Here is an 18,689-nt window from a genome sequence, read left to right as displayed (position 1 = left end):
AACAGAAGACAGGAAAGGAGGACTCACAAGCTGGTGAGCCTTCTAGCCTAATAATCGCCGCGGGTCGGAGTGATCAGACGGGCAAAGAAGATGGCATTCATGAACATCTTCTCATTGCCGCGATAGGTGGCCCGGAAATTCGGATTGTCCGCAAACAAGACCACAGCCCCGCTACCAACCCGCTGTGCCACAACGGCTGGTGTGCCCGCGATTTCTTCCTGCCGGCGGTCTGACGCATAGCCGGCCAATAATGGATTGTCGGCGTACTGAACCACCACCGCAAAAGGATCCCCATCCGGGCGTTCGAGCGTATCGGACATATTCCGGTGCAGCGTGATAAACCGGTCCGCATATCCGAAGCCGATGGGATGGCTGGGATCAAGATCGCCCTCGAACAATGCGCCGCCAATAACATGTTCTGCATCATCCAGAGGACGCCGCGCATAATTGCGGCGATCCGGTGTTTCGGACTCCTCTTCGCTGGACTCATCCTCGTCATCCTCGGGCTCGAGACCCAGGAAGGTTTCCTGAGCCATCAATGCGGCCTGCCGGCTGGCAATGACCACCCCGCCATCCTCGCGCACCCATTGGCGAACGCGCTCGGCCACGCTGTCAGACAGGCCGGTATTGCCGCCTCCGGCGATGATCAGGTGGGTGTAGCGGGACCAGTCCAGCCCACCGATTTCATTCTTGCGCCGCAAGGTCACCGGAATGTGCATGCGATGGTCGATCTGGTGCCAGATCTCCCCGGCGTCATTGGTCGAAATGCCATTATCAAAAAGGACCAGAATTTCCGGCCGCTCCACTGCCCGGAACCCGCTTCGGTCGCCGAGGTCAGGCGTGTTGCCGGGCGTGGAGCCTGACGTCACAGCATAGGCCGCCACGCCGTCTTCGGTCGCGGCTTGCGAGACGAGTTGGTAGATCGATTCATGATCTACATCCTGACCGGCCATCGGCACAAAAACCGTCCCCGGCCCCAGCTCCCGCAAACCCGTGTGAACGGGGATATTCACGGTTTCTGTCGCGATCCGCACCAGGACATCATTGTCCAGAAGGCGATAAAGGCTGCGCGGCGCATAATAATCCGACCAGCGCAGCACATAGCCATAAGTCGAGCGCGGAGGCGCGGCGCGCCCGGTTTCTTGCGCGAACACTTCTTCACCGATCAGGCCAGCTGAGAAATTCCGTCCCAGCGCGGCGTGTTCAAGATCAAAGAGAAGCGGCATGGTCCAGGCGGACACATCATAAAAGACGTTTTCTTCAAACTCGGTTGGACGATCAAACATGCTGCGGATCATGGTGTATTGATCCTGATCCAGGCGCACGATCCGCGCTTCACCCGCCCTATAGGTATGGCCATCGATCCGGATATCGCTGGCCAGCGCATTTACCGTGATGTCGTGCCGGCGCAACAGGTCGACGAAGATATTGAGACGCTCCGGATCGCCTTCGGCGGTGAATACATAGGCCCGGCGCGTATCCCGGCCGGCTTCAGCACGGGCATTGTCGAAAAACTGGCGTTGATAGGCCGCGATTTGTTCCTGCTGCGCCATGGTGCCTGCGATCGTCGTCAGACCGGTCCGGAACTGCATGCGGACATTCTCGGCGTGGCTAACAAGCCCGCGTTCGGATTCAATCAATCCTCCGCGGGCGGCGCCCACTTCGAACAGAATGCCCAGCGAGCCATTGACTTGTGGATAGGTTGATCCCTTGCCGACATAGAAATTATCGAAGCCTTCTTCGGAGGTGTACAGCAGGCCTTCACTGTCGAAGAAATCGATGTGGTATTCGGCAATGCCGAGGGTCAAATCGCGGGCCCGCTCCGGGATGAGCGGATTACGCCTCAGCGGTTCTCCCGGGTGGAAATAATAGGTGGCTTCCGTTCCCATCTCATGGAAATCGCCAGATACCTGAGGCTTCCAGTGATGCCATTGTTCCAGCCAGGCGCGGGATTCCGGCTGGGTTTGCAACAGCCATTGCCGGTTCAGGTCGAACCAGTAGTGATTGACGCGGGCGGCGGTCCAAAGATTGTGTTGGTGATTGCTCGGGTCGGTGACGGGAATGCTGCCCGCATAGGTCTGTACATGATTAACCCGCCGCGCATGACCATCGGGATTAAAAACAGCCGTGATCAGGATGACGGCATTGTCCAGCGTTGCATTGATCTCCGCGCCCTGTGCAGCGGCCAGATGATAGAGCGTCGGGATGACCGCATCCATGCCTGAGCTTTCAGCGCCATGGACGCCATAGTTGAGCCAGATGATCGCAGGGCCATCATTGGGAGCCGCGCCGGCTTCGAGACTGGCCAGATGACGCTGGCGGATATCTTCGAGGCGCGCATGGTTTTCCGGCGAGGTCACCACAAAAAACTGGATCGGGCGATGTTCGTGTGAATAGCCGATGGTTTCGACCGTGATCCGATTGGAGCTTGCTGCCAGTTCCGTCAGGTAGTCTGCCATTTGACCGGGCCGGATCGGCCGTTCGCCGACGCCAAAGCCGAGGCTGTCTTCGGGGATCGGGATTGTGCTGTCGTATTCGACGCCATCGACTTGATAATAGGTGATGGGATTGGCCAGAGCCGAAGGGCTCAAGGCTGCGGCTAGCACCAAGGCTGCAAACATCCGGATCATGAAGTCTCCCCGCTTTTCTTTGATGCTGATCTAGCGCGGCGTCAGCGATCCGCCAACTCATTGACATGAAGACGCTCGGTGCGTCCGCCAATTCGCGTCAGCAATTCATAGGTTAACAGCCCGGCAGCAGCGGCCTGTTGGTCGACGCTGAGATGGGCACCATAGATTTCGGCCTGTTGTTCAACCAGCGTTTCCGGAGCGGGATGGTCCGAAACATCAATAATCGTGGAATCCATGGAGACCCGTCCCAGGATCGGCGCTTTGATGCCGTCTACCCAGATGTGCCCGGTGTTGGACAAGGCGCGCGGTACACCGTCCGCATAGCCTGCGCCTACAGTGGCTGCATATCCGTTTTCAGTCGCGATGGCCGTGCCGCCATATCCAAAGGCCTCACCAGCCGAAAACGCCCGGACCTGCAATATCGGGGCTTCAAACCGGTAGGGGATCGACAAGGGCAGTGTTCGTCCTGCAATCGGCTGTGCGCCGTAAAGCGCCAGGCCCGGCCTGACCAGATCCAGATGGTAGGCTTTGTCGAGAAAACACCCGCTGGAATTTGCGAGCGATCTTGTGGCTTTGGGGAGTTTCGACAGCCGCGACAGGAAGCGGTCCAGCTGGCGACAGTTTTCCTGCCTTGCAGGTTCATCCGCACACGCCAGGTGGCTCACCCATTGGCGGACTTGCAGGCCCCTATTGGTGTGCTCAAGCAACACTGCATCGTCGGCTTCATTCAGCCCCAGGCGATTGATGCCGGTATCAAGATGGACCGCGACCGGCTGGCCCGGCGCAGCTGTCGTCCAGTGTACAATTTCCGAAACTGTGTTCAGCACGGCTGTCAGACGGTTATCGACAAAATCGGCAACCGATTGGTCGCCAACGCCGTTGAACACAAAAATGGAGACGTCCGGATTCGCGAGCGCGCTTCTGATTTCCACAGCCTCATGCAAGTGGGCGGTCCAGAAGGTGCGGCACCCTTCCTGATGAAGCCGTTCTGCGATGGGCAGGGCGCCAAGGCCATATCCATCCGCCTTGATGACGGCGGAACACTCCGCAGGATCGACCCGGTCGCGCATCAGACGGTAATTCGCCGCAATCGCGTTCAGATCGACGGTCAGGGTTGGGCGCAACGACATATGACAAGTTTCTCAGCGCGTTGTGCCCGCGTCCATGGCGATGGCCAGTTGCTGAAAGATTTTTGCCACAGGCAACCGGTTAGTCTTGCCCTGATATTGTTGGCTATCTACGGTTTTGGTTGTGGTTAGGGCGAACCGAGGGAGCCTGTCGGACCTATGACCCGTTCAGGCAGATTCATTGATCCGGGGGGGTGTTTGTCCGCATTTGTCCTGCTCCTGGCGATACTTGTTTCAATTTCAGCCCCGGGTCCGGCGGACGCAGATGAAGAAGCACCACTGGACTATGCTGATGTTGTTGAAGGGCTGGATCTACAAGATCAACTCGAAATCCTGCCGGAAGAAGCGGATTGGCGTGCTCAACTCGGTGCGCCCGAATCCATTGAGCGCGAGAGCGCGCCTCCGCCGATTAATCTGACCCTGTTGATCGTCTGGTTGTTGGCCGCAACCGTAGTGGTTTTCATTGTCTTCCTCATCATCCGGTACGGCGCTGGAATACAGGTGGCATTTAGCCGCGAGATAGACCGTGGCGAGATCGAGGAGGCCGAGTCCCATACCGGGCTTGCGGCCGCCGCCGGGCAGAAAGTTGATACGCTCGAGGATGTCCTTGCGATCCGTGACGAAAATCAGGCCCTTGGCGCTTTGTTGCGGCTCGTCCTGGAGTCTGCTCTCCATAAGATGGACATGTCGCTCAAGCGGAGCGAGACCGCCCGCGCCGTCCTCCGCCGGCTGCCGCAGAACTGGGAGCATTTTTCACCCGTCGCCGAGCTGGTACGCCTCGCTGAACGGGTTCGCTATGCAGGCGATACAATTGATCGCGAGGCACTCGTCGCGGCGGTGGAACAAGCCCGTCCGGTCGTCCATTCCAGGCGGAGCGGATCATGAACCAGACACGCTCACCGATTCTTCCGGCAGTTGGCGCCGTTCTGGCTGTCGGGCTTATTGCAGCTGTCCTGTTATGGCTTTTCTCGCTGTCATCTGCGGTCAGGCTCGAACGCAGCGCATTCGGATTTGATGGTTTAACGGCCTGGCTACAGGCGAATGATATTGATGCGCGAAATTTTGCCGGAGGCGGACAGCTGGACAGCGACGGTATCGGGCTTCGTATCCTGCCGCTTATGGATGACAATGTTATGCGTGTCGGGCGTCTGGACGAACCAAACGATCCCTACCTTCGCGGGGAGGTGCGCCAGATCTGGGAATGGGTGATTGCCGATAAAACCGAGCACATCCCGACCCTGATCGTCCTGCCGAAATGGCGGGATGGTGTCCGGTTGGGCGGTGTGATCCATCCCGATTTCTTATTACCGGATAGTGAGCTGGTTACGTCTGACGGCGACAGCGTCGATGCCGAGGAACCAGCGGCGGACACGGCTGAACCGGACACCACCGGCGACAAGCCGGATGCGCTCGCGGATTGGGAAGCCGGGCTCTACGTTGAGACCGATGACATGATCCGGATAGATTCTGAGACCTCGATCACAGATATCCGGCGGGTCGCAGCCCAAGCCCCGTATGAGATTGAAGCCATCAATCTCTCTGGTCTTGTTGAGGGGCGAGCGACGCTTTATGCGCCGCAATATGCGCAAGCCCCGCAGCAATGCCGGGCCATGATGGAGTCGTCCCATGGGGGTCTTCTGTTTTCGTGCGCGTCTGCGGGCACCTCATTCTGGGTGCTGAGCGATCCGGATCTTTTGAACAATCACGGCCTCGCTCGCGGCACAAATGCGGAGCTGGCAATTGCGCTCATTCGCGAATTGGCCAGCGATGGGAGTGTCCTAATCGACTATTCGACCGCTGTCTGGGCTCGGCCGGAAGCCAATAATCTTGGCCGGAGCTGGGCAGATTTGATGCGCTATTTCGAGCCGCCCTTCGCCTGGCTCTGGCTGGCCGGATTGCTGTTTTTCGCCATTCTGATCTGGCGTGGTGGTGTCCGTGGCGTGCCGCTTGTCCGGCGCTTTACGGAAGGTCATGGCGCGGCGCGGATGACCGCTTTATCCGCGCAAGCCCGCTTGCTTCGCCAAGCGCGCGCCGATGGCGCTTTGCTGAAAGCGCTGCGCGCTTCCTATCTCCATACGCTGGCCGAGCGCACGCTGGGCCGGAACAATCCCAAAGAAAACCGGCAGGATCGCGTGGTCCGCGTCTTGCGGCACCGTGATGCGTCAGCCGCAAACGATCTCGAAGCCGCTTTAGTCGCGGTCGATCAACTGCCCCACAATGCCGGTAAGGAACAAGCCCTTCCTGTTCTCGCCCGTCTCCAATCTGCATACAAAAAGGCCCTGAAACTGACATGACCGATCTGACACTTGATGACTTTGCTGGCCGGGCCGAGGCTCTGCGCAACGAAATCCGCAAAGCGGTGCATGGCCAGGACGGCGCTATCGATCAGCTTCTGATCTCCGCCTTTTCCCGTGGGCATTGCTTGCTGGAAGGGCCGCCGGGGACGGCGAAAACGCTGCTTGCGCGCAGTTTTGCCGCCGCCATGGCGCTTGATTTCGGCCGCGTCCAGTTCACGCCGGATCTGATGCCGGGGGATGTACTCGGCGCCAATCTATTTGATTTTTCTGCCAACAGTTTTCGCCTTGTGAAAGGGCCGGTGTTCACCGATATCCTGCTGGCTGATGAGATCAATCGGGCCCCACCAAAAACGCAGGCGGCGCTCTTGCAGGCCATGCAGGAACGGATTGTCACGATTGATGGCCAGGACCTGTCGCTGGGCGACCATTTCCACGTCATTGCAACGCAGAACCCGATTGAACAACAGGGCACCTATCCTTTGCCGGAAGCGCAGAATGATCGCTTCCTGTTCAAGATCATCATCGATTTTCCGGACCGCGACGCCGAACTGGAAATCCTGCGCCGTCATGCGGCACAGCCACTCGACTTCAATGGCCGGACCGCGCAGATCGAACCGGTCCTGACGTCAGACCAATTATCCGCAGCGCAGGACCTGATAGACGGGATCCGGCTGGACGAAAAAATCCTCGTCTACATCCTTGATCTGGTTCGCGAAACGCGCAGCGATCCGGATATCCGCGAAGGCGCATCCACACGAGCGGCCGATGCAATTGCCGGCGCCACGCGTGCCGCAGCCGCGCTGGATGGCCGCGATTACGCCATTCCCGATGATGTCCGTGATCTTTATCTGCCCGCGCTCCGCCATCGCATAGTGCTGGGACCCACGGCCGAGATTGAAGGCCGGACGGCCGATGATGTTCTGACGAGTATTCTCGGCCGGATCGAGGTGCCACGCTAGTGAGGCCCACAACCCGGCTTCTCTGGTTGTCGCTGACAGCCTTGATCCTGACCGGATTAATGCTGCCCGTAGCCAACGGCAATACCGGGCTATTAGTATTGCCCTGGACGGTGTTGGGCCTTCTTGTTCTGGTGGACCTGGTCCTCAGCTTCGGTCGCGTTCCACGTTTGAAAATTGACGGGCCGGAACAACTTTTTTGCAATGAAACTGGCCGGTATGAGTTGGTCTTTGAACGCGCCCTGCCTGATCAACTGACTCTGCGATTCGATTGGCCAGAGGGACTAACTGGTCCGAGTGCGATATCTCCCGATGCGGGCGTTTCGCCGGTGCCAATCGAGGTCCGGGCCAAGGCGAGGGGGAGCTGGCGCTTTAGTACAACCTGGCTGAACTGGCCAAGCCGATTGGGATTTTTTGAGTTTGTTCCTCAAGCCAGGAACGCGCTTAAAATCACGGTGATGCCAGACATAAGGCCGGTTCTGAATGGTGAGATTGATCTTGCCGTTCAAACCAGCCTGATGGGCCAGAAGAACACGTTTCAGGAGGGCGAGGGGTCCGAATTCCATCAATTGCGGGAGTACGTCCCGGGCGAAAGCCTGAGGCGGATCGACTGGAAGCGTTCCGCCCGGCAGCGCAAGCTATTGGCTAAGGAAACACGGGCGGAGCGGAATCACTCGGTGATTGTCGCGCTCGATAACGGTTATCTGATGCGCGAGGAGATCGCCGGCCTGCCGAAGATCGATCACGCCATCAATGCGGCGTTGGCCGTGGCCTGGGCTGCGGCTGCAGGCGGCGATCAGGTGGGGCTTTTTACCTATGATTCCCGCCCGCGGATCTGGCATCCGCCGGAGCCGGGCCGGCAGGGCTTCCCGCGCATGCGGCGGATACTTGGTGAGCTGGCTTATGAGAGCCGCGAAAGCAATCACACGCTGGCGCTGGCGACACTGAAGGGTCAACTTAAACGCCGAAGCCTGGTGATCGTTTTCTCCGACTTTGTTGATACCACCACGGCGGAGTTAATGGTGGAACAGGCGGGCCATATGGCCCGCGAGCATCTGGTGATTTTCATTGCACTGCGTGACCCGGAGACGGAAGCTCTCGCGGCGGCACCGGTGGTCTCGCTGGCCGATGCTGCAGAGAGCGTGGCGGCGGCGGATTTCGTCCGCGAGCGGCGCATTGTGTTCGAGCGTCTGAACCGGCTTGGCGTCATGTGTCTAGACGTTGAACCGCAAGCGCTGACCCCGCGCCTTGTGTCCATGTATCTCGATTTGAAAGCGCGGGAGGCGGCATGAGCGAAACCGCCCGCCTGCGTTCGGCACGTTTTCGCGAACAGCGAGAAGCGGACTGGAAGCGTCTGGAAGAACTCGTCACCCGAGCCGAGCGCGGTGCGGCTGCGCGGTTGAGCTTTGAAGAGTCGCAGGAGCTTGCCCGGCTTTACCGGTCAGCGACGACAAGCCTGTCCGTGGCGCGGGATGTTTCCCTGGATAAGGCTCTGTTGGTCTATCTGGAAGCGCTGGTCGCGCGGGCTTTCATCGCGGTTTATGCGCCTCAGGAAACGCTGGGCGGGGTGGTCACCCGTTTCGTTGCGAGGTCCGCACCGCAAGCCATGCGGCGTAGCTGGCTGGGTCTCTTGCTGGGATTTCTGGCAATGGGGCTGGGCGGCATCATCGCTTATGCGCTCTATTTTCAGGACAGCGCCTGGTACTACACCTTCATGCCTGCAGGCTTGGCGGGGGGGCGCGATCCCGGTGCCAGCACAGAAATGCTGCGCGATGCCCTGTTCGATACCGACCACAATGTTCTGGCATCGTTGGGAGCCTTTGCGGCATTCCTGTTTTCACACAATACCCGCGTTGCGTTTTTTGCGTTCGCGCTGGGCATATTCGCCTGCGTGCCAAGTTTTCTTTTGACGCTTTATAACGGGCTGGTGCTCGGGGCCTTTGTGGCGCTGCACGTCGAACGCGGGCTGGGCTATGAAGTCTTCGGCTGGCTCTCCATTCACGGCGTCACGGAACTTTCGGCGATTGCTATTGCTGCAGGTGGCGGTTTCGGCCTGGGGCTCGCCTTCCTGTTCCCCGGAGATATGCCGCGCAAGGATGCGTTGCGGGCCGCCTCAAAAGATGCCGTCAAGCTGGCGATCATCGCAGCGATCATGCTGTTTGCCGCGGGCTTGCTGGAAGGGTTCGGGCGGCAACTTATTCAATCAACCGAGGTCCGGTTGGCGGTCGGTTGGGGCATCGGGGCGCTGTGGCTTGGCTGGTTCCTGCTGGCTAGTTGGAGGCGTCGCTGATGGCGCGGGCAAGAAATGCCGCTGAAGCCGCCCGGCAGGATGCCGCGCGCATGCGCTATGCCATGCTGATACCGCCAGAGGGCGTACCGGTCCGTTTCGAGATTGCCAGCTTGATGAGCCGGTTGGGCGCGCAGATAATCGATATCCTGATTACCGGGTTTGGCGCGCTGGCGATAACGCTTGTCGTCGCGCTATTGCCCTTCGGATTGGGCGCCCAGCCCGCCTTTGTTCTTTTCTCGCTTCTAATGCTGTTCATTCGCGCGCCCTATTACATTCTCGCTGAATTGTTCTGGAACGGGCAGACGCTGGGCAAACGCCTGACCGGTTTGCGTGTTCTCGCCGCAGATGGCCGCGGCCTGACCACGCATGGCGTGGTGGCGCGCAATCTGATGAAGGAGGTGGAGGTCTTTATTCCTGGCACCATGTTGCTGGGGGCGGCCTCGCTGGGCTGGTTCTGGTCGCTGATCCTGTTTGTATGGATTGCAATCTTGTTGATCGTACCGTTGTCCAACAAGAAACGGCAGCGGATTGGCGATATCCTCGCCAACACCTATGTGGCGCGCCAGCCGAAAGTCATCTTGATGCCGGACCTCACGGTCTCGAAAGCCGAGGCCGAATTCGTCTTTTCAGCCGATCAGCTGGAGCATTATGGCCGGTTTGAACTGCAGACGCTGGAAACCCTCTTGCGGGCCAATCCGTTGGACAAGCCTGTCAAAAAAGCCATGCGGCAGACTCTCATCGAGGTAGCCGCGCAGATCCGCAGAAAGATCGGATATGAGGAGGCCGTGCCGGACAACCGAGCGCTGGCTTTCCTTCATGCCCTCTACCGCGCCCAACGGGCCTTCCTTGAGCAAAAGCAACTCTTCGGCGAGGTCCGGGATGACAAATATCATCAGGAAAAAGATGCCAAATCAGACCGATAATCATTGATTGTGCGGCGTGATTAGGCACACTTATGCGGTCATGATTTCGGGGAGGGAATGAAATGACGGATGCCAGCGCCAGCCCGCCGCCTGCGGGCAAACAGCCGCTTGATATCGGCAAGGTGATCGGGGATGTCTTCGGGCTTTATTTCAAGACATTGCCGGTCTTTTTTGTCATCGTCTTCGTGCCGTATTTTTTCTTTGATCTGTTCCTCAACCAGTCGCTTCAACGCACCATTCAGGACAGCATCGCGACGGGTGAATTCGAAGCGCTCAGCTTCGGGATAACAATCGCCGCCGCTGTTATTCCCTTCATTCTGGGCTTTGTCTTCCTGCAGGCGGTCATGATCTACATGGCGGTGTCGATGCGCATGGGGCAGGGCTATGCCTTGGGCCGCGCAATCGCCGCGGCGTTGCGTGGCCTCATCCCGATCATTGGCATTACGCTTCTGTTTCTGCTCATTGTGTTTGCCATTTATGGTGCCATTTTTGGAATGATCTGGACCAATCCGGATTTGGTCTGGCTGCTCTTTGCTATCGTGCCCGCCTTTATGGTGGTCGCGTTGATCGTTGCCGCGATGTTTTACGTCTACATGCCGGCGATTGTGTTCGAAAATGCCGGTTTTGGGGCGCTGGGCCGCAGCCTGGAACTTACGCGCGGTTATCGCGGCGCGATTATCGGACAGATGATCCTGCTGTTTTTCATCTTGCTGATGGTCTCAATGGTGCTCGGATTGATCATTGGCGCCGTCTCGGTGGCGTTCCTTGCGCAAAATCTTGATGGTATGAGTCAAAGCACCGAGTTCGTCCTGCCCTGGTGGTATAGCCTCATCAATGCAGGCGTGAACGGGCTGAGTCTGCCGATCTCATTGATTCCGCCCGCCATCGTTTACACGCGGTTGCGCGAGATCAAGGAAGGCGGCGAAGCCGACATCCTCAGAACGGTCTTCGATTAGACGCCCAGCTAGGCAAACGCCTGAATGCCCGTCTGGGCGCGGCCGAGGATCAGCGCATGAACATCATGCGTGCCCTCGTAAGTGTTGACCGTTTCCAGATTAATGGCGTGGCGCAGGACATGGTATTCCTCGGCGATGCCATTGCCGCCATGGATGTCGCGCGCCTCGCGGGCAATAGCGAGCGCCTTGCCGCAATTATTGCGCTTCATCAGGGAAATGGTTTCCGGCACCCAGGCGCCATCATCCAGCTGCCGGCCCAGGCGCAGCGCGCCCATCAGGCCCAGCGCGATTTCGGTCTGCATGTCGGCGAGTTTCTTCTGAACCAGCTGGGTGGCGGCAATCGGCTTGCCGAACACGATGCGTTCCAGGGCATATTCGCGTGACGCATGCCAGCAGAATGAGGCCGCGCCCATCGCGCCCCAGGCAATGCCATAGCGCGCCTTGTTCAGGCAGGAGAAGGGGCCACGCAGGCCTTTGACATTCGGCATCAGTGCGTCTTCACCGACCTTGCAATCGCTTAGCGTGATGGAGCCGGTGACTGAAGCACGCAGGCTCATCTTGCCTTCGATTTTCGGGGTCTCGAAGCCGGGCGTGCCGCGCTCGACGATGAAGCCACGGATTGAGCCATCCAGCTTGGCCCAGACCACGGCGACATCGGCGATTGGCGAATTGGTGATCCACATTTTCGAGCCGTTCAGAATGTAACCGCCCTCGACCTTCGTGGCCGTAGTGCGCATGGCGCCCGGATCAGAGCCGCCATCCGGTTCGGTCAGACCAAAACAGCCTACCCATTCGCCGGAGGCGAGCTTGGGCAGGAATTTCTGTTTCTGCTCTTCGGAGCCAAAAGCGAAGATCGGATACATCACCAGGGACGATTGTACCGACATGGCCGAGCGATAGCCAGAATCCACTTTCTCAACTTCGTGCGCAATCAGCCCATAAGCCACATGATTGAGGTCCGAGCCGCCATATTCTTCCGGCAGGGTAGAGCCCAACAGGCCCAACTCGCCCATCTCGGTCATGATGTTGCGGTCAAACTTTTCTTCGCGGGCGGCTTCGATAACACGCGGCAGAAGCTTGTCTTGTGCATAGCCGCGGGCGGTCTCCTGAACCATCCGCTCTTCTTCTGAGAGCCAGCTACCCAGATCCAGCGGGTCTTCCCAGTTGAAAGTCTTGGAATCGATGTTTGCGTGCGTGTTCATGGCGCTGGTCCGTCATCCCTGAATGTGTTGGTCGTTCCATCGCATTTTCGCCGCGCAAGGTCCATTGCGCAGGTCACTAGGCCGCACCTCCGACCCGCGCTAGGCTGGCGTGGGGAGAGGCTATGACCACAGACAATCTCATCGTGATCGCCACGCTGGTGATCTACAAGCTGGCGCTGGTCCTGATCGGCTTGTGGGCGTCGCGGCGAACGAAGACCGAAGATGATTTCTTTCTTGGCGGGCGCGGCCTGGGGGCCTGGGTGGCCGGCCTGTCCTATGCGGCGTCAACGTCCTCGGCCTGGGTGCTGCTGGGCTTTACCGGTTTTGTGTACGCCAACGGGCTGAGCGCACTGTGGATGGTGCCGGGTATCTGGGCGGGCTATGTCGTGGTGTGGCTGGTATTCGGACGCCGCTTGCGCGAGGAAACAGCGGCTCGCAACCATGTCACCATCGTCGATTTCATGACGGCTGAAACGAAGGGCGGGATGAAACCCCTCATTGCGCTCTCATCGGCTCTGCTGATTTTCTTCTGCTTCATCTTCTACATCGCGGCGCAATTCGGAGCAGCAGGCACGGCCTTCGAGACGCAGCTCGGCCTGCCCAGACTGGAAAGCCTCTTAATCGGCGCTGCGGTGATCCTTTTGTATGCGCTGCTGGGTGGGTTCTGGGCCGTCAGCGTCACCGACATGCTGCAAGGCGCGCTGATGGCCGTCATTGCTGTCGTCCTTCCACTGGCGGCGCTGATTGCGGCGGGCGGTCCCGCAGAAGTCTGGCAAACGCTACAGGCCAACTCGCCGGATGGATATCTTACCCTGACCGGTCCCCATGCCGGGTTTGTTTTCATCGGCTTTGTGCTGGGCGTTATGGCGATCGGGCTGGGGCCCTTTGGCCAACCACATCTGATTTCTCGCCTGATGGCGGTGAAAGATGAGGCGGCCCGCAAGCAGGGTTTTCAAATTGCGATCGGGTGGGCGGTGATTGTCTATCTCGGCATGATCACGCTGGCCTTGTCCGGCCGCGCTTTGACCGGCGGAGAAGCCGGTGGCGAAGCGCTCCTCTATCAGATGGCGAATGATCTCTTCCCCGCCATGCTGGCGGGACTGATCATCGCCGCCGTACTGTCGGCGGTGATGTCGACGGTGGATTCGCTTCTCATCGCGACGTCGGCTGCGGTGGCGCATGATATGGGCGTGGTGCGGCGTTTTCCAGGTCGGGAAGTGCTGATCTCCCGCATCGTGATGGCGGTGCTGGTCGGACTGGCGGTGGCTCTGGCGCTGGCTTTGCCCGCAACGATTTTCAGCCGTGTGTTGTTTGCGTGGTCGGCGCTGGGGGCGGCTTTCGGCCCGGTCGTGCTGGTCCGCGTTTTCAATCGGGAACCAGAAGGCTGGGCGATCCTGGCTGCCATCCTTTCCGGATTTGGAATGACGGTGTTTTTCTATCTGGCCGGGCAAATTGGCGGTGACGGCTGGGCCGGGCAATTGGCTGCCCTGCCGGGCGATCCATTCGAACGGGTTGTGCCGTGGATTGTTCCGTTGGTTCTGCTGTTTGTTTTTTCGCGGCGCGCGGCGAAGGCGAGCGGGTGAAGCGCGGTACTTTGCCCGCGCCAGCGTTTGTGTGAAGGTCTAGCCAACAGCAGAGCGAGGAGGCGGGAAGGCGCATGAAGATTGCCTGTATCGGCGGCGGCCCGGCGGGGCTCTATTTCGCCATCGCCATGAAGCTGAAAAAACCGGATGTCGAGATCGACATTTATGAGCGCAATAAGCCGGGTGACACGTTCGGCTGGGGCGTCGTTTTCTCTGATCAGACCATGGACAATTTGGCGGCGACCGATCCGGAAAGCGCGCAGGCCATTGCCGACTCTCTGGCCCATTGGGACGACATTGATGTGCATTTCAAAGGCACAACGGAAACCTCTGGGGGCCATGGCTTCTGCGGCATTGGCCGCAAGCGCCTTTTGAACATTTTGCAAGATCGTGCGCGCGGGCTGGGCGTCACACTGCATTTTGAAGCAGACGTTGATCCGGAAGACCTGCCCGATGCGGATCTGATTATTGCGTCAGACGGCATCAATTCGCGTGTCCGCGAGAAATATGCCGACGTGTTCAAGCCGGACATTGATGTGCGCGCCAATAAATTCGTCTGGCTGGGCACGCACAAGATTTTTGACGCTTTCACCTTTGCTTTTGTCGAGACCGAGCATGGCTGGGTGTGGGCGCATGCTTATCGATTTGATGATGATCTCTCGACCTTTATTGTGGAGTGTTCAGAAGAGACTTGGCGCGGTCTGGGCTTTGATCAGATGGATCAGGACGAGACCTGCCGCGCGGCTGAGGGCCTGTTCGCGGAATGGCTGGATGGCCATGAGTTAATGAGCAATGCCAAGCATTTGCGCGGGTCGGCCTGGCTGAATTTCCGGCGAATCTTGTGCGAAACCTGGATGCACAAGAACATCATCCTGTTGGGGGATGCCGCGCATACGGCGCACTTCTCCATCGGGTCGGGGACCAAGCTGGCCTTTGAAGACGCGATCATGCTGGCCGAGGTTCTGACTTCTCGGGACAAGCCGGTCGAAGAGGGGCTGCAGGATTATCAGGAAGAACGCACGGTCGAAGTTTTGAAGCTTCAATCAGCGGCGCGGAACTCCACGGAATGGTTTGAAACGCTGGATCGCTATCTGGATTTCGAACCCGAGCAATTTGCCTATTCCCTGCTCACCCGGTCTCAGCGGATCAGCCATGAGAATCTGCGCGAACGCGATCCAAAGTGGATGGCGCGCATGGAGGGCTGGTTCGCCGCCAAGCAGGGGGTGGAGATGCGGCCCCCCATGTTCGTTCCCTTTTCGCTGAGGGGTATGGAGCTAAAAAACCGCGTCGTGGTTTCGCCCATGTGCATGTATTCCAGCGAGGACGGGCTGATCAATGAATTCCACTTCGTCCATTATGGCTCGCGCGCCATGGGCGGGGCCGGACTGATCTATTCGGAAATGACGAATGTGGCTCCCGATGCGCGCATCTCGCCGGGATGTGCCGGTCTCTATAACGATGAGCATGTCGCAGCCTGGAAGCGCGTCACCGATCATGTTCACGCCAATAACGCCAAGATGGCGGTCCAGCTGGGTCATGCGGGCCGCAAGGGCGCGACGAAGCTTTCCTGGGAAGGCGACAATGAACCGCTTGATGGCGGTGCGTGGCCCTTGATCGCACCATCGCCCATCCCCTGGTCGGCAAAGAATCAGACTCCGCGCGAGATGACCCGCGACGACATGGATCGGGTAAAAGCAGAGTTTGTTGCCGCGACCCAGCGCGCGCTGGGGGCCGGATTCGACATGGTCGAGATGCACGCCGCTCACGGCTATCTTCTTTCATCCTTCATCACGCCGGTCAGCAATCACCGCACGGATGAGTATGGCGGCAGCCTGGAAAACCGGTTGCGCTATCCGCTGGAAGTGTTCCGCGTGATGCGGGACGCCTGGCCAGCGGACCGGCCGATGGCGGTGCGCCTGTCGGCAACCGACTGGATCGGTGAGGCGGGCATTCAGCCAGAAGATACGGTGCTCGTTGCCGAAGCCTTTGTGGAAGCGGGCGCGGATTTAATTGATCTGTCCGCCGGGCAGACGACACCTGCACAACAGCCCGTCTATGGCCGTATGTTCCAGACGCCGTTTTCTGACCGTGTTCGGAACTCGCTGCATTGCGCCACGATGGCGGTGGGCAACATCTATGAAACCGATCACGTCAATTCGATCCTCGCAGCCGGCCGGGCGGATCTGGTGGCACTGGCAAGGCCGCATCTCGCCGATCCTTACTGGACGCTGCGCGCTGCTGCCGAGCTGGGCTATAAGAATGCGGGTGTGCCGAACCAGTATATTGCCGGGCATGTCCAGCTGAAACGCAATCTGGAGAAGGCCGCCCTGATGCAGGAGATGAAGGTATGAACCCGGAAACTCACACGCCGGAACATTTCCTGTGGTCGTTTGAAAACGGCATCGGCACAGTCACGCTGAACCGGCCGGAAAAGAAAAACCCGCTGACATTCGAGAGCTATGCCGAATTGCGCGATTTCTTCCGCGCGCTGGTTTATGCGCCGAAGGTCAAAGCCATCATCCTGACCGGTTCTGGCGGTAATTTCTGTTCCGGCGGCGATGTGCGGGAAATTATCGGGCCGCTGACCGAGATGGACATGCCGGAATTGCTCGAGTTCACGCGCATGACGGGTGATCTGGTCAAAGCAATCCGGCATTGCCCACAGCCAGTGATCGCCGCGGTGGATGGCGTGTGCGTCGGCGCCGGGGCGATATTGGCGATGGCATCAGACATGCGCATCGCGACGCCGGAGGCCAAGACCGCCTTCCTCTTTAATCGCGTGGGCTTGGCCGGGTGCGATATGGGTGCCTGCGCCATCCTGCCCCGCATTATCGGGCAGGGGCGGGCGAGCGAGCTTCTTTTCTTTGGCCGCTCAATGAGCGCCAAGGAGGGCGAGCGCTGGGGGTTCTGGAACACGGTGGTATCCGCGGGTGATTTAATGACGGAAGCGGGCAAGTGGGCGCAGCGCATTGCCGCCGGGCCGACTTTTGCCAATGGCATCACCAAGACCCAGCTGAATGCAGAATGGGATATGGGCATTGATCAGGCGATCGAGGCTGAAGCTCAGGCACAAGCCATCTGCATGCAGACTGAAGACTTCCGCCGGGCCTATCGCGCCTTTATCGCCAAGGAAAAACCCGTCTTCGAGGGGAACTAGGCATGGCCGACACGTCCTATCTCGAATGGCCGTTTTTTGAGGATCAGCACCGCGAACTGGCTGTTGCCGCGCGCGATTGGTGCGAGGCCGAGATTGGATCAGATGGCTTTGACGAACATGGCGATGTTGATGCCGATTGCCGGGCGCTGGCGCGTCAGATGGGAGCAGCCGGCTGGCTAAAGAATTGTGTCCCGGCGGCTTTTGGCGGGTTAAATGAAACGCTGGAGGTTCGCTCGCTTTGTTTGATGCGGGAGACGCTGGGCTATCACTCAGGACTCGCGGATTTTGTCTTTGCCATGCAAGGGCTGGGCTCCGGCACGCTGTCGCTCTTCGGGTCTGACGACCAGAAAGCCGAATGGCTGCCCAAGGTCGCATCCGGTGAAGCCATCGCGGCTTTCGCGCTGACCGAGCCGGAGGCCGGATCGGATGTCGCGTCACTGGCCATGACGGCAAGACAGGACGGGGGCGAATACGTCCTGAATGGCGAGAAAACCTATATCTCCAATGGCGGGATCGCTGATTTCTATACGATTTTTACCCGCACGGGCGGTGAGGGCGCGCGCGGAATTTCAGCGTTCCTCGTGCCTGCTGATACGCTCGGCCTGACAATCGCAGAGCGGATCGAGGTGATCGCGCCGCATCCGCTGGCGCGGTTGAAGCTTGATGATTGTCGTGTGCCAGCTTCTGCCCTTATCGGCGACGAAAATGCCGGGTTCAAATATGCAATGGGCACGCTGGATGTGTTCCGGTCGACCGTCGCGGCGGCCGCACTCGGTTTTGCGCGCCGGGCGCAGGATGAAGCGCGAAACCGCGCCCAGATGCGAGAGCTGTTTGGCGGCACACTGGCCGAAATGCCAGTGGTTCAGTCCCAACTCGCCGAGATGGCGATCGATATCGATGCGGCAGCTCTGCTGATCTACCGAGCCGCCTGGAAAAAGGATACCGGCGCGGGCCGTATCTCGCGCGAAGCCGCGATGGCGAAATACTACGCCACCGAAACGGCGCAGCAGACGATTGACAAAGCCGTGCAGATTTTCGGCGGAATGGGCGTCACCAAGGGCTCGGTTCCCGAAGCGCTTTACCGCGAAATCCGGGCGCTACGGATTTATGAGGGCGCCTCGGAAGTTCAAAAACTGATCATTGCGCGGCATCTCTTGTCGGAGGGATCATGAAAGTTCTCCAACCGGATCATTGGCCCCGCCCGAAGGGCTATTCCAACGGTATCGAAGCCACCGGACGGCAGATTTTCGTCGCCGGACAGATCGGCTGGGATGAGACCGAAACCATCGTCTCGGATGATTTCGCCGACCAGTTCGAACAAGTGCTGCGCAATACGCTGATGGTCCTGAAAGAAGCGGGTGCCGGGCCGGAGCATATTGTCCGCATGACCGGCTATATCACCGACCGGAAAGCCTATCTGGACGCGGCCCCGCGCCTGGGAGCGATCTGGAAAGCGCTGATGGGGAAGAACTACCCGACAATGGCGTTTGTCATCGTCGCCGGGCTGGTGGAAGAGCGCGCTCAGGTGGAGATTGAAACCACGGCGGTAGTGTCGGAATAAAGCAGCA

The 18,689-nt window shown here is 59.2% G+C and carries 15 protein-coding genes; 12 read left to right on the top strand and 3 right to left on the bottom strand.

What is annotated here, in order from left to right:
- Positions 1–47 precede the first annotated feature (47 nt).
- A complete protein-coding gene (locus ACO079_RS07920) occupies positions 48–2,630 on the bottom strand; it encodes a M14 family zinc carboxypeptidase (RefSeq protein WP_421789040.1) in 2,583 nt (860 codons plus the stop codon).
- A 41-nt stretch (positions 2,631–2,671) separates the two neighbouring features.
- On the bottom strand, positions 2,672–3,760 hold the full coding sequence (gene alr, locus ACO079_RS07915; protein WP_421789038.1) for an alanine racemase: 1,089 nt from the start codon (positions 3,758–3,760) through the stop codon (positions 2,672–2,674).
- Positions 3,761–3,955: 195 nt separating this feature from the next.
- Between alr and ACO079_RS07910 the strand changes: the two genes are divergently transcribed.
- The 7 genes from ACO079_RS07910 to ACO079_RS07880 all read left to right on the top strand — a co-directional run bounded on the left by ACO079_RS07910 (position 3,956) and on the right by ACO079_RS07880 (position 11,179).
- Positions 3,956–4,642: a DUF4129 domain-containing protein gene (locus ACO079_RS07910; protein WP_421789037.1), complete on the top strand. Its 687-nt coding sequence runs from the start codon at positions 3,956–3,958 to the stop codon at positions 4,640–4,642.
- Entirely contained in the window at positions 4,639–6,051 is a 1,413-nt protein-coding gene (locus ACO079_RS07905) for a hypothetical protein (protein WP_421789036.1), read from the top strand. The genes ACO079_RS07910 and ACO079_RS07905 overlap by 4 nt, the downstream gene beginning before the upstream one ends.
- Before the next feature lie 5 nt (positions 6,052–6,056).
- Positions 6,057–7,013, top strand: a complete 957-nt coding sequence (locus tag ACO079_RS07900) for an AAA family ATPase (protein WP_421792931.1) — start codon at positions 6,057–6,059, stop codon at positions 7,011–7,013.
- Positions 7,013–8,302 (top strand): DUF58 domain-containing protein, encoded by a 1,290-nt coding sequence (locus tag ACO079_RS07895; RefSeq protein WP_421789034.1) that lies wholly within the window; start codon positions 7,013–7,015, stop codon positions 8,300–8,302. Before ACO079_RS07900 ends, ACO079_RS07895 begins: the two co-directional genes overlap by 1 nt.
- The gene (locus tag ACO079_RS07890; RefSeq protein ID WP_421789033.1) at positions 8,299–9,300 is read left to right on the top strand and encodes a stage II sporulation protein M; all 1,002 of its coding nucleotides are present in this window, start codon (positions 8,299–8,301) and stop codon (positions 9,298–9,300) included. Before ACO079_RS07895 ends, ACO079_RS07890 begins: the two co-directional genes overlap by 4 nt.
- Positions 9,300–10,223 carry an RDD family protein gene (locus tag ACO079_RS07885; RefSeq protein WP_421789032.1) on the top strand — a complete coding sequence of 308 codons (924 nt, stop codon included), beginning with the start codon at positions 9,300–9,302 and terminating at the stop codon, positions 10,221–10,223. The genes ACO079_RS07890 and ACO079_RS07885 overlap by 1 nt, the downstream gene beginning before the upstream one ends.
- A gap of 62 nt (positions 10,224–10,285) precedes the next feature.
- Complete coding sequence (locus tag ACO079_RS07880; protein WP_421789029.1) at positions 10,286–11,179, top strand: hypothetical protein; 894 nt, start codon at positions 10,286–10,288, stop codon at positions 11,177–11,179.
- An 8-nt stretch (positions 11,180–11,187) separates the two neighbouring features.
- Here ACO079_RS07880 and ACO079_RS07875 read toward each other — a convergent pair whose 3' ends face one another.
- Entirely contained in the window at positions 11,188–12,381 is a 1,194-nt protein-coding gene (locus tag ACO079_RS07875; RefSeq protein WP_421789028.1) for an acyl-CoA dehydrogenase, read from the bottom strand.
- 122 nt (positions 12,382–12,503) lie between these two features.
- On the opposite strand from ACO079_RS07875, the gene ACO079_RS07870 reads away from it, so the two are divergent.
- From ACO079_RS07870 to ACO079_RS07850, 5 genes are all read left to right on the top strand, one after another.
- Positions 12,504–13,964, top strand: a complete 1,461-nt coding sequence (locus ACO079_RS07870; RefSeq protein WP_421789027.1) for a sodium/proline symporter — start codon at positions 12,504–12,506, stop codon at positions 13,962–13,964.
- A 74-nt stretch (positions 13,965–14,038) separates the two neighbouring features.
- Positions 14,039–16,315: a bifunctional salicylyl-CoA 5-hydroxylase/oxidoreductase gene (locus ACO079_RS07865; protein ID WP_421789025.1), complete on the top strand. Its 2,277-nt coding sequence runs from the start codon at positions 14,039–14,041 to the stop codon at positions 16,313–16,315.
- Complete coding sequence (locus ACO079_RS07860) at positions 16,312–17,121, top strand: enoyl-CoA hydratase family protein (RefSeq protein WP_421789023.1); 810 nt, start codon at positions 16,312–16,314, stop codon at positions 17,119–17,121. The genes ACO079_RS07865 and ACO079_RS07860 overlap by 4 nt, the downstream gene beginning before the upstream one ends.
- 2 nt (positions 17,122–17,123) lie before the next feature.
- A complete protein-coding gene (locus tag ACO079_RS07855; protein WP_421789022.1) occupies positions 17,124–18,293 on the top strand; it encodes an acyl-CoA dehydrogenase family protein in 1,170 nt (389 codons plus the stop codon).
- Positions 18,290–18,682: a RidA family protein gene (locus ACO079_RS07850; RefSeq protein ID WP_421789020.1), complete on the top strand. Its 393-nt coding sequence runs from the start codon at positions 18,290–18,292 to the stop codon at positions 18,680–18,682. The genes ACO079_RS07855 and ACO079_RS07850 overlap by 4 nt, the downstream gene beginning before the upstream one ends.
- Positions 18,683–18,689 lie beyond the last annotated feature (7 nt).

The organism is Hyphobacterium sp., assembly GCF_965228115.1.
Lineage (GTDB): Bacteria > Pseudomonadota > Alphaproteobacteria > Caulobacterales > Maricaulaceae > Hyphobacterium.
Note: the sequence above shows the minus strand (reverse complement) of the source record. Positions and strands in the feature narration are given on the sequence as shown.

Excerpts from the sequence above, each read along its gene's own strand:
- ACO079_RS07920 (WP_421789040.1), bottom strand. The coding sequence starts at position 2,630 with ATGATCCGGATGTTTGCAGCCTTGGTGCTAGCCGCAGCCTTGAGCCCT.
- alr (WP_421789038.1), bottom strand. The coding sequence starts at position 3,760 with ATGTCGTTGCGCCCAACCCTGACCGTCGATCTGAACGCGATTGCGGCG.
- ACO079_RS07905 (WP_421789036.1), top strand. The coding sequence starts at position 4,639 with ATGAACCAGACACGCTCACCGATTCTTCCGGCAGTTGGCGCCGTTCTG.
- ACO079_RS07890 (WP_421789033.1), top strand. The coding sequence starts at position 8,299 with ATGAGCGAAACCGCCCGCCTGCGTTCGGCACGTTTTCGCGAACAGCGA.
- ACO079_RS07885 (WP_421789032.1), top strand. The coding sequence starts at position 9,300 with ATGGCGCGGGCAAGAAATGCCGCTGAAGCCGCCCGGCAGGATGCCGCG.
- ACO079_RS07880 (WP_421789029.1), top strand. The coding sequence starts at position 10,286 with ATGACGGATGCCAGCGCCAGCCCGCCGCCTGCGGGCAAACAGCCGCTT.
- ACO079_RS07875 (WP_421789028.1), bottom strand. The coding sequence starts at position 12,381 with ATGAACACGCACGCAAACATCGATTCCAAGACTTTCAACTGGGAAGAC.
- ACO079_RS07870 (WP_421789027.1), top strand. The coding sequence starts at position 12,504 with ATGACCACAGACAATCTCATCGTGATCGCCACGCTGGTGATCTACAAG.
- ACO079_RS07865 (WP_421789025.1), top strand. The coding sequence starts at position 14,039 with ATGAAGATTGCCTGTATCGGCGGCGGCCCGGCGGGGCTCTATTTCGCC.
- ACO079_RS07860 (WP_421789023.1), top strand. The coding sequence starts at position 16,312 with ATGAACCCGGAAACTCACACGCCGGAACATTTCCTGTGGTCGTTTGAA.
- ACO079_RS07855 (WP_421789022.1), top strand. The coding sequence starts at position 17,124 with ATGGCCGACACGTCCTATCTCGAATGGCCGTTTTTTGAGGATCAGCAC.
- ACO079_RS07850 (WP_421789020.1), top strand. The coding sequence starts at position 18,290 with ATGAAAGTTCTCCAACCGGATCATTGGCCCCGCCCGAAGGGCTATTCC.